Raw genomic sequence first — 10,553 nt, 5'->3', positions numbered from 1 at the left:
CCACATACAGGCGCATGATCCTGCTCGTCTTAGTGTCTGCGGCCGGCTCTGTCGGCATCCTCAACCTGTTTGGGCCAGAGGTGATAAACTATTTCAACGGCACCGAAGACAGCCTGGAGGTGATGCGCTACGCGTCAATAGGCAACGTTGCCCTGTCTCTCTTTACCGCAAACGCGCTCGTCATGATGTTCCTCAACAGGGCAAAGATTCCTGCGATCCTGGCCATAGCCGGCGCAGTGCTCACGATGGCGCTTGGGGCGTTCCTGGCTCAGGAAGGGTTCGAGGACATCGCCCTTGGCTACGCGACAGCGTGCGCGGCCGCCGCGGGCCTTTCATTTGCCGGGGTCCAAAAGATACTGAAGGGCACCCCCGTGGCAAACCTGCTTGCAAGGTACAGCTGACATGATGGAGAGGCTCGCGCAGTTTTTCCAGCCTGGGCTATCGTGCTCGCACGCGACCGGCGTCTATGTCCCGCTCTATGTCTATCCGTCCGGGGCCGGCATGGGCGAGTACGAGAGGGTCGTCAGGGCAAAGCTGGCGCACCCCGGCGTCCCCGTGGTCGTGGCGATAAACCCGTCCAGTGGCGCCGGCGGCTCCAGAGACGCCAATTACGAAAGGGCTGCAGGCATGCTGCGTGGCGCCGGCATAACCGTCCTTGGCTACGTCTACACTTCGTGGGGCCGCAGGAGCATAGGCGAGGTCGCCTCAGAGGTCGGCAGGTATGCCTCGTGGTACGGAGCCGACGGGATAATGATAGACGAGTTCTCGACAGACGTCAAGATGGTAGGCTATTACCGCAAGCTGCGGCTGTACGCAAGATCGCTTGGCATGGCCTTTGTGATGGGCAACCCCGGCACGGACATACCTCCGCAGTACATCGGGGCGGCTGACAACTTTATCATATATGAAAACGCCGGCCTGCCAGACGCCAAGTGGCTCGGCGGGTGGCACGCGGGCCACGACCGGAAAAACTGGTCCTGCTGCTCTTACGGCGTCGACGGGCTTGACGAAAAAGCAATAAGGGGGGCTTCAAAACACCTTGGGCTGCTATACGTGACTGACGACGGGCTGCCCAACCCTTACGACTCGCTCAGCAGCCACCTTGAAAAGATGATGGCCGTGCTTGACCCGGCGCAGCAACACGGTTAAACGTATCTTGGCGTGTAGATATGTCATAGTATTTTCTTTTGCAAGTATCTTAGAAAGCGCCGCTCCAGAAGCTCTTTAAATCATTCTTCTCTGGCAGCTCCGAATTGAAAATGGGACTCAATTCAACAGCAACCGCAATAATGGGGATTGCGTTGATGGTGCTGTTGGCAGGCTCTGTGGCGCAGCCGCTTATGGCTGACGCCCAGTCGTCAAACAGATTAACCGTGAACGCCTATTCCATGTCAGGTGGAGCGCCGCTCAGCATGTGGGCGACCATCCAGTCTGGCGGAACTACAATCAAGACAGGGTTCACACCCTTGACCATAACTGGTACCACCGGCGCAACATACGTAGTCAGCGTGAGCAACTATGGCAGCTATGCATTTGACCACTGGGGAAACGGCAGCACCGGCAACCCGAGATGGGTGACCCTCTCTGGCGACACAACTGCAACGGCGCTTTACAAGACCGGCTCTACAACTACTTCACCCACTACTTCACCCACCAGCATACAGACACTCATACCAAAGACCGGGGCGTTTGTGGCGCTCTATATGTACCCTGGAAGCACGGGTGACGATCACTGGCAAAAGGTCTATGATGTCAAGAGGGCGCACCCGTCAGTGCCGATAGTGGCGGTCTTTAACCCGTCAAGCGGGCCGGGCTGGTCTGACAGCAGCACCATTTCAAACTGGGTCGACAAGCTCCGGAGCGCAGGCGTCATCATGCTGGGCTACACATACGACGACTATGGGACGCGGTCATTGTCCTCGCTCAGGGCAGATGTTGACAAGTACAAGAACTGGTACAACGCCGACGGCGTGTTCATCGACGAGTTCACCAACAAGGTGGGCTACGAGAGCCACTACCGCGACGTGACCAACTATGCCAAGTCGGTAGGCATGAAGATGACCATGGGCAACCCGGGGACTGACGTGCCAAGGAGCTACATTGGGACTGTCGACGTCATCAACATCACCGAAGGGAGGGGCTACATGCCGATCTCGTGGCTGCAGTACTGCATCGGCTGCTCGGGCAGCGGCTGGCACGACGACTATGACAAGCGCAACTTTGCGTACATCCGGTACGACATAAGCTGGCTTGACACGTCGTTTGTCAACAACTCGGCAAACTGGGTCGGCCTTATGTACATCCACACCGGCAACGACTCTAACGGAAGATGGTTCACGGTGCCGCACTACTTTGACGAAATGGTAGCCGAACTCGACTAGCACGTGGGCGCTTTTTTAGCCCTTAATTTTTTCGTTTTAATCTTCTAAAAAATTTCTATATAGCCAGACCAGCGCGAGCCACAAGTTGCCAATTAAATGAAGAAAAAAAGCCACTCCGTGCGGGAAAAGTGCGCAACAGACCGAGCACAAAGCCAATTTAAGTGACATACATTTTCCAAATAACCGCTCATTACTGGTCAGTAGCCTTTCATAATAAAAAAATGCATGTTAAGGAAGCGAAAATGGAACATTTGTTTAATCACGGATTTGAAATACCGGATGCAAAATCGGCCGCGTTTTTTACATTAACACGGAGTGAATCATTTTGAACATTCTGAGCATAGGCGCCCATCCTGACGACATCGAACTTGGATGCGGCGGGACCCTGATAAAGGCCGCAAGGGAAGGCCACAACGTGTTCATGTACGTCCTGACGAGAGGCGGCGCCTCCGGCGACCCTGTAGAGCGGACGCACGAGCTGATAACCTCTGCCAACTTTGTCGGCGCGGAAAAGCTGTGGGTCGACAACTTTGAGGACACCAAGATAACCGTGTCAAACAAGCTGATAAACCACCTGGAATACTTTATCCACAAGTCAAACCCTGACATCATATTCACGCATTCCGCCCAGGACTATCACCACGACCACCGCGCAATCGCCGAGGCGACCATGGAGGCTAGCAGGTTCAGCCAGAACGTCCTGGCATACGAAGTACCGATAACAAAGACGTTCAACCCGCAGGTGTACTATGACATTTCAGACGTGATGGAAGACAAGCTGGAGCTCATCAAGGTGTTCTGGTCGCAGCGCAACAAGCTGTTCACAAGGACCAACGCGGTAAAGGGCCTTGCCGAGTACCGGACGTTCCAGAGCCGGCTCAACACCCAGCTCACCGCTGTAGAGTCGTTTGAAGTTGCCAAGATGTGCCTCGGCAAGGACTTTGAGCCGGTCAAGCTCCCGCAGCAGCCTCTGCCTGAAACCATTTCGCGCAACGTAGAGCTGGACGACATCATCGAGCACAGCGGCAAGGAAGCCAAGCAGACAATCGCCGAAAATGGCCTTGGCATGCAGTATGACAGCCTGCTTCACAGGCATGGCGAGTGACAATGCGCGGCACGTGGAGGATGGGCAAAGAGTGGGACGCCTCATCCATCGTGTCGGACCTTGAGCGGGGCTACCACACCGAGGGGCCGCAGCGCGCGGTGACGGGCGTATCATCAATCCTCGACGCAGGAGAAGACGACCTCGCCTTTTGCGCATGGGACGATGAAAAAGGCATCTCGTCGATCTCCAGCTCCAAAGCCGGGATAATACTGTGCAAGAGCACCCTGAAAGGCAGGGCCACAAACCCGCGCTCGCAACTGGTCTTTCTTGACAACCCCCGCTTTGTGTTCGTGCATTTCGTAAACAGGGCGCGCAACATGGCAGCCGCACGGTCCATATCTTCAAGCGCGGTGATATCGCGGTCTGCCAAGATGGGGGACAACTGCCAGGTGGGGTCCTTTGTCACGATAGGGGACGGCTGCACCATCGGGAACAACGCCGTCATCGAGGACAGGGTCACCCTGAAGAACTGCTCGATAGGCGACAACTGCGTGGTGCAGAGCGGGGTCGCGATAGGCTCTGAAGGCTTTGCATACGAGCGCGACCCTGGCGGCCGGCTCGAGCGCTTTCCGCACCTGGCAGGCGTCATAATAGGCAACGAAGTCGAGATATCTGCTAACGTCTCTATTGCAAGAGGCTCGCTTACCGATACGCTCATCGGCGATGGGACAAAGCTCGATGCGCTGGTGCATATTGCGCACAACGTCCGCATCGGCACCCGCTGCCAGCTCGCGGCTGGCACCATCATAGGGGGAAGCACGCAGGTAGGCGACTCGTGCTGGACTGGCCTCAACTCTACTTTGAAAAACACCATCAAGGTGGGCAGCAGGGTCCTGGTAGCCGCAGGGGCCTGCGTCATAGGCGACGTTGCTGACGACGACGTCGTCGCCGGCGTCCCTGCCAAGTCTATAAAGCAAAAGGTCACGACCGGCGAGCTGTACCTCATGACTGGAAGGCAGGCCGGGCAATCCTGAACCAGCTTCTCGTTTTGCGTGTCCCCGAAATAATTCTGCAACGTTGACCGGATTAACCACGCGCAAATCCAAAAATGACTTACCGCATTAAGCCAGCCAGCAATGGGCTGGGCATGTTTCTTTTATTGAAAATTATAGAAGATAGTCAGGTAATATGATGCCACCAAGTACAATAGCATGCAGGGATGTCCTAACATGCTGATAGAGGAGCAACACGGCAAGTTGGACACGAAATCTGTTTCACGCCAGGAAATCATCAAAGAACTTGAAACGCTGGGAATCAACGCTTCATCCTTCCACCAGCTGTCGATAAACGAGCTGCAGGACCTGCTTAAGACGGTCATGCAGATGGTCAACGACTCCAAGCAGAGGAAGAGAAACGCCAAGCGCGGCGACAAGGAGCAGACCCCCGTACTGTCGCCAGTGGACAAAAAGATACTAAAGACGCTGCTGTCGTCGACCGGCGAGATATCTTCATTGACGCTTTCGCGAGAACTCGACATACCGCTTTCAACCGTGCAGCGCCGGAGAAAGAGGCTGGAGGCTGACTTTCTCGAGGCGTCATATTCTCCCAAGCTTGAAAAGCTGGGCTGGAGGGTTGCGATGCTGTTTGTCCACACCGAAAAGGGCAACACGATAGGGGTCGGCAAGGAGATACTCTCATGGAAGGACTCGACTGTCCGGGTGTGGAGGGCGATAGGCGCCGAGACCACCGACATCATAACCGAGGCGATATTCAAGGAGAACAAGGACCTCATGGACATTATCGAGCGCGTCAAGGCCATCAAGGGCGTCACAAACATCTCTTGGATAGAGCTCGTGTCGACGCTGGGCAAGAACGACCAGTGCTTTGAGTCGATAATCGACAAAATGTGAGCGCCGCCGCAAGGCCACCCACATTCAAAGTATCTCCCGATTCTTGCTTGTTAAAACCATTATGTAACAGCTACGTGTTGCGCGTTGGCGATTTTTAATAACAATTCTGACCGTACTGCTTACCTATTCAGATTCTATTATAGGAACTATTGCTTAAAGAAGAAATAGGAAACAGGAGCAGGGAGGAGATAATCGCCGAGATACTCACGACGCTGCTTGAACCGCAGATCAAGACCATGATCATGTACAAGTCAAAGCTGAGCTACTCCCAGCTAAAGTTCTACCACAGGCTGCTGCTGGACAAGGGCCTTATACGCGAAGACTCGGGAAAGTGGGTCATTACAGAAAAGGGCATCGCCTACCTCCGGGCGTACGAAGTCATACACCAGCTGCTCAACACCCCACGCCAGGTTGCCGAACAGCGAATCGTCTAGCGGCGCCTCTCCTTTTCTTTCATTTTTCAAGCATTTCTGGCCGCGATGCCCGTTTCTGATGCTGCTTTTCGCAGGCGCACTTCAAGACTGCCGGCATCTTCGCATTAGAACCTGACTACATAGCCATAAAATACCCCCCTGTCCCAAGCTGGAGCATGAACAAGATTGTTGCCCTGGCGGCCGCGGCGGTGTCTGTAGCGGCTATAATTTCACTCGTCGTCTTTTTTGTCTTCCCTGCCCGACCTGCCGGGCCGGAGCCGTTACCATCGCCCGTGTCAGTGTCGTCGCCGGAAGACATGCCAGAATTTGCCGACGCGAGCATAAAGGCCGAGCCGGTCGCAGACGGCTTTGCGTTCCCGACTAGCATGGCGTTTGTGGGCAACGACGCGCTGCTGGTGACAGAAAAAGAGACTGGCGCGCTGTACCTGATGTCTGCCGGCACAAAGACGCAGGTGCTAAAGATGAGCGTGAGCAAGGGTGCCGAGCAGGGGCTTTTGGGGGTCGCCGTCACCGGCGCGCCAGGCGGATCGAAATACGTTTTCCTCTACCTCACCGAGTCAGACTCGAGCGGTAACGCGCTTGGCAACAGGATCTATCGCTACAACTGGGACGGAAAGGCCCTTACTGACCAGACGCTCGTGCTGGAGTTGCCGGCGGCGCCGGGCCCGATACACAACGGGGGCAAGCTTGCAGTCAGCAGCAAGGGCGAGCTGTTTGCAGTCATCGGCGACGTCAACAGGCAGGTTGAGGGTCCCCTTACAAACGAGCAGGCAGGCGAGATAGACGACACGTCTGTTATCGTGCGCATGGACCTGGACGGCGAGCCGCTTGCCGACAATCCGTTTACGAGCTATGGCAAAAGGTCCCTCAGCTACTACTACGCATACGGCGTCAGGAACAGCTTTGGGATGGACGTCGACCCAGTTACCGGCGTGCTGTGGGCCACCGAGAACGGCCCCGACCAGTACGACGAGATAAACGTGGTGCAGCCCGGCATGAACAGCGGCTGGAAAAAGCTCACTGGCCCAATCGACAGGTCAGACGTAGCGGAAAGCGACCTGACATACCTGGAAGGTGCCGTGTACAGGGACCCCGTGTTCAGCTGGAAGAGCTCGATAGGCGTCACCGACATCGAGTTCATATCAACGGACAAGCTGGGCGAAAAGTACCGCAACAACGTCTTTGTGGGCGACTATAACGCCGGCAACCTCTACTACTTTACCGTCGACGGCAACAGGAACGGCGTCGAGACGGGGCAGTCAGATCTTGCGGACCTCGTTGCCGACAGCTATGGCGAGTCGCTGTTGGTCCGGCTGGGCGCATTTCCAAACGGGATAACAGACATCGAGACCGGGCCTGACGGGTACGTCTACGTCCTCACGTTTGGCGGGCAGGTATACAGGATAGTGCCTGCAAGCTAGTCGCCGGCGCGCTTGTAGTCCAGAACCATCTTGACAAACTGCCTGTGCATTCTGGCGTCACCTGCAAGCTCGGGGTGGAAGGCGGTCCCGATGATGTTCTTTTGCCTGACTGCCACTATCTTGTTGGCGTGCCTTGCAATTACTTCGACGTCCTTGCCCGCCTCGCTCACGGCCGGCGCCCTGATGAACACGCCCTTGAAGGGGGCCTTGCCGAGGGCGTCTATCGTCAAGTCCGCCTCAAACGAGTCGTTCTGCCTGCCAAAGGCGTTGCGCTCGACTGTGACGTCGAGGTTGCCTATCGTCTTTTGCTTTGTCTCGCCCACGACACGGTCAAACGCCCTCTTTGAAAGCATTATCATGCCCGCGCAGGTGCCGAGCACCGGCATGCCGTCTGCGATGCGCTTTTTCAGCGCGGGCAGCGAGCTCTGGATGGCTGCAAGGGAGCTCTGCACGGTGCTCTCGCCTCCTGGCAGCACAATGCCGTCGACGCGCTCTATCTCGTCCGGGTATCGCACGAGTTCCACGCTGCCTTTTACGCCCAGCTCGTCCATCGCCTGTTTTGCGGCCGCGACGTTTTCCTCAATGTCGCCCTGAAAGCCAAGTACGCCTATTGTAATTTTCTTCAAGCCGACTGCCCCCTCTCCTGCATGCGGAGCTCTAGGTTCTTGGTGTCAAGGCCCAGAAGCGACTTTTTCTCGTCGACCATCTTTTGTGCCTCCATGACTATCCTGGCGTCGTCGTGGAACGTGGTGGCAAGCACGACGGCCCTTGCGCGCTGCGCGGGGTCGTCTGACTTGAATATCCCCGAGCCGACGAACACTCCGTCGCACCCGAGATTCATCAGAAACGCCGCGTCTGCCGGGGTAGTTATGCCCCCTGCCGCAAAGTTGACGACCGGCAGGCGCCCAAGGCGCGCCGTCTCTTCTACTATGGCAAACGAGACCTTCATCTCTCTCGCGGCTTTCATCAATTCCTGCTTGTCGTTATCCTGGTAGTGCGACCGGATCCTCCGTATCTCGTTGTTGACCATGCGTATGTGCGTTACCGCCTCTGCGACGTTGCCGGTGCCCGGCTCGCCTTTTGTGCGGATCATCGCTGCGCCTTCCTCTACCCTCCTCAGCGCCTCGCCGAGGTTCTTGGCGCCGTTGACAAACGGCGTGGTAAAGTCCCATTTCCATATGTGGCGCTCCTCGTCCGCTGGTGTAAGCACTTCGCTCTCGTCTATCATGTCCGCGCCGGTGATTTCGAGCACCCGCGCCTCGTCGATGTGTCCGATCCTGCACTTGGCCATCAGTGGAATTGTGACCGCGTCCATTATCTCCTCGATTACCTTTATGCTGGCAGTCCTTGCCACGCCGCCTGCCTTTCTCACGTCGTACGGGAGCTTGTCAAGGACCATCACTGCTACTGCGCCAGCCTCTTCCGCAATCCTGGCCTGCTCGACGCTCGTGACGTCCATGACTACGCCGTGCTTTTGCATGTGCGCAAATCCGCGCTTTAGCAGAGTAGTGCCGCGAACCCTCTGGGCATCCTGCTCAACCCTGATGCCCTTTGCCCCCTCTTCGCTGGCGACAAGCGATATGGTCATGCAAGCCGGAACGTCGAAACGCTCTATATAGATATTGTTCTACGGCCTGTGCTCCGCAATGGCGTCAAGGCTCGACCCTGCAGTCTCTATCAGGTACGGCACCGTCCCCTCGTATGCGTCGACCCAGTTGAAGGTCTTTTGGCTGTCGCCAGAGCGCACTGTGAGCCTGTATTTCGTGTACTCGTCGATGCCGCCTGCAACCTCGAGGTAATCGGTGCGCGGTATCTCTATAAAGCCAGTCTCAAGTATCAGGTCCCTTAACTTGCGGTAGTCGTCGCCGCTCACCGTGAATCGCTCCTCGACCGGCAGGATCTTTAGTCGCGGGTCAGTCTCGGAATATGTCGCCGAGCCGTCATTTGAAATGCTCAAAAGCTCGACCTTTGTCGCCACAAAGTCGTTCCCTATTTTTGAAAGGCGCTGCTTGGAATAGTCGATTTCAAGGTCGCCGGCAACAGGCTGCTGCGTGGCGCTTGGCAGCGCTATCAATACTGCCATCGCGGCGACTATGCCGATGATGACAAGGGCGAACTTGTTCAACCCTGCTTTTGCCGCTGGCCCTGTATTAAAAGATAAGAAAAAGAGATATAGGCACAGGAGGCGAATTTTCATTGCATGTCAGTCGAGATAGAGACGACGCCCGGGCTCGCAGGCAGGGTCTATGCCAAGCTCGAGGCCAACGTCGCCAAGTTCAGAAAGGTCGCCGGCAGGCCACTGACGCTTTCAGAAAAGATATTGATAGGCCACCTTGACGGCGACGTTTACGCCCCGGAGGCAGGCAAGAGCTATGTATTTCTGGACCCGGACAGGGTCGCGCTGCAGGACGTCACGGGTCAGATGACTATACTCCAGTTTGCTCAGGCAGGATTGAAACGCGTAAAGGCGCCGACGACGGTCCACTGCGACCACCTGATACAGGCCAAGGTCGACGGCGCGACTGACACGCGGTTTGCAATAGTGCAGAATAACGAAGTCTTTACGTTTCTAGAGTCTGCGTGCAGGAAATACGGCATCGGCTTTTGGAAGCCGGGCGCCGGGATTATCCACCAGGTGGTGCTTGAAAATTACGCTTTCCCCGGCGGCCTCATGATCGGGACGGATTCGCACACGCCAAACGCCGGCGGCCTTGGCATGCTGGCCATAGGCGTCGGCGGGCTCGACGCGGCAGAGGTGATGGCAGGAATGCCGTGGGAGCTGCTGTACCCAAGGCGCATAGGCGTCTACCTGAAAGGCGAGCTGACCGGCTGGGCCGCGCCAAAAGACATCATACTCTATGTCGCGTCGAAACTTACCGTGTCGGGCGGCACGAACGCCATCGTGGAATATTTCGGCCCCGGCGCAAAATCAATAAGTTGCACGGGCAAGGCCACCATAACAAACATGGGCGCCGAGATTGGCGCTACCTGCTCGGTATTTGAATACGACGAGCGGATGGAGGCGTATCTGCAGTCGACCGGCAGGGGCGAGCTGGCCAGGCTTGCCAACGCGCACAAGCCGGTCTTGACGCAGGACCCGGAGGTAGTGAGCGACCCGTCGAAATACTTTGACCAGGTGATCGAGATCGACCTTTCAAAATTAGAGCCGCACGTCGTTGGCCCCCACACGCCAGACCTTGCGAGGCCGATATCAAAGCTAGCGGAGGAGGTAAAAAAGAACAACTACCTCGACGGCATTTCAGTCGCGCTCATTGGCAGCTGCACCAACTCTTCGTACGAGGACATGTCGCGCGCCGCAGACATTGCCAGGCAGGCCAACGAGCACGGGGTATAGACCAGGG

Annotated in this window: 11 protein-coding genes and 1 pseudogene; 9 read left to right on the top strand and 3 right to left on the bottom strand. The window is 56.5% G+C overall.

What is annotated here, in order from left to right:
* The 8 genes from ACREAY_RS06665 to ACREAY_RS06630 all read left to right on the top strand — a co-directional run.
* Nucleotides 1-401 (top strand): hypothetical protein (locus ACREAY_RS06665; RefSeq protein WP_431754983.1); only part of this gene is annotated, 401 nt, incomplete at its 5' end.
* 1 nt (nt 402) lies between these two features.
* Nucleotides 403-1,149 carry a spherulation-specific family 4 protein gene (locus ACREAY_RS06660; protein ID WP_431754982.1) on the top strand — a complete coding sequence of 249 codons (747 nt, stop codon included), beginning with the start codon at nt 403-405 and terminating at the stop codon, nt 1,147-1,149.
* A 110-nt stretch (nt 1,150-1,259) separates the two neighbouring features.
* Nucleotides 1,260-2,381 (top strand): spherulation-specific family 4 protein, encoded by a 1,122-nt coding sequence (locus ACREAY_RS06655; RefSeq protein ID WP_431754984.1) that lies wholly within the window; start codon nt 1,260-1,262, stop codon nt 2,379-2,381.
* 325 nt (nt 2,382-2,706) lie between these two features.
* On the top strand, nt 2,707-3,486 hold the full coding sequence (locus ACREAY_RS06650) for a PIG-L deacetylase family protein (RefSeq protein ID WP_431754981.1): 780 nt from the start codon (nt 2,707-2,709) through the stop codon (nt 3,484-3,486).
* A 2-nt stretch (nt 3,487-3,488) separates the two neighbouring features.
* The gene (locus ACREAY_RS06645) at nt 3,489-4,460 is read left to right on the top strand and encodes a UDP-3-O-(3-hydroxymyristoyl)glucosamine N-acyltransferase (RefSeq protein ID WP_431754980.1); all 972 of its coding nucleotides are present in this window, start codon (nt 3,489-3,491) and stop codon (nt 4,458-4,460) included.
* A 195-nt stretch (nt 4,461-4,655) separates the two neighbouring features.
* Nucleotides 4,656-5,336: an Lrp/AsnC family transcriptional regulator gene (locus ACREAY_RS06640; RefSeq protein WP_431754979.1), complete on the top strand. Its 681-nt coding sequence runs from the start codon at nt 4,656-4,658 to the stop codon at nt 5,334-5,336.
* A 149-nt stretch (nt 5,337-5,485) separates the two neighbouring features.
* Nucleotides 5,486-5,770 (top strand): winged helix-turn-helix domain-containing protein, encoded by a 285-nt coding sequence (locus tag ACREAY_RS06635; protein WP_431754978.1) that lies wholly within the window; start codon nt 5,486-5,488, stop codon nt 5,768-5,770.
* A 155-nt stretch (nt 5,771-5,925) separates the two neighbouring features.
* On the top strand, nt 5,926-7,191 hold the full coding sequence (locus ACREAY_RS06630) for a PQQ-dependent sugar dehydrogenase (RefSeq protein WP_431754977.1): 1,266 nt from the start codon (nt 5,926-5,928) through the stop codon (nt 7,189-7,191).
* Here the strand turns inward: ACREAY_RS06630 and pdxT are convergent.
* Genes pdxT through ACREAY_RS06615 form a run of 3 tightly spaced genes read right to left on the bottom strand, consistent with a single transcriptional unit; the run spans nt 7,188 to nt 9,316 of the window.
* Entirely contained in the window at nt 7,188-7,817 is a 630-nt protein-coding gene (gene pdxT / locus ACREAY_RS06625; RefSeq protein ID WP_431754976.1) for a pyridoxal 5'-phosphate synthase glutaminase subunit PdxT, read from the bottom strand. The two genes, ACREAY_RS06630 and pdxT, sit on opposite strands and share 4 nt — an antisense overlap.
* Nucleotides 7,814-8,779, bottom strand: a complete 966-nt coding sequence (gene pdxS / locus ACREAY_RS06620) for a pyridoxal 5'-phosphate synthase lyase subunit PdxS (protein WP_431754975.1) — start codon at nt 8,777-8,779, stop codon at nt 7,814-7,816. The genes pdxT and pdxS overlap by 4 nt, the downstream gene beginning before the upstream one ends.
* Nucleotides 8,780-8,818: 39 nt before the next feature.
* Nucleotides 8,819-9,316: a hypothetical protein gene (locus tag ACREAY_RS06615; protein ID WP_431754974.1), complete on the bottom strand. Its 498-nt coding sequence runs from the start codon at nt 9,314-9,316 to the stop codon at nt 8,819-8,821.
* 75 nt (nt 9,317-9,391) lie between these two features.
* Between ACREAY_RS06615 and ACREAY_RS06610 the strand changes: the two are divergent.
* A pseudogene (locus ACREAY_RS06610) lies at nt 9,392-10,543 on the top strand (aconitase family protein); the annotation flags it as partial.
* Between the last annotated feature and the right edge of the window lie 10 nt (nt 10,544-10,553).

This window comes from Nitrososphaera sp. (assembly GCF_050748925.1).
Taxonomy (GTDB): Archaea; Thermoproteota; Nitrososphaeria; order Nitrososphaerales; family Nitrososphaeraceae; genus Nitrososphaera.
Note: the sequence above shows the minus strand (reverse complement) of the source record. Positions and strands in the feature narration are given on the sequence as shown.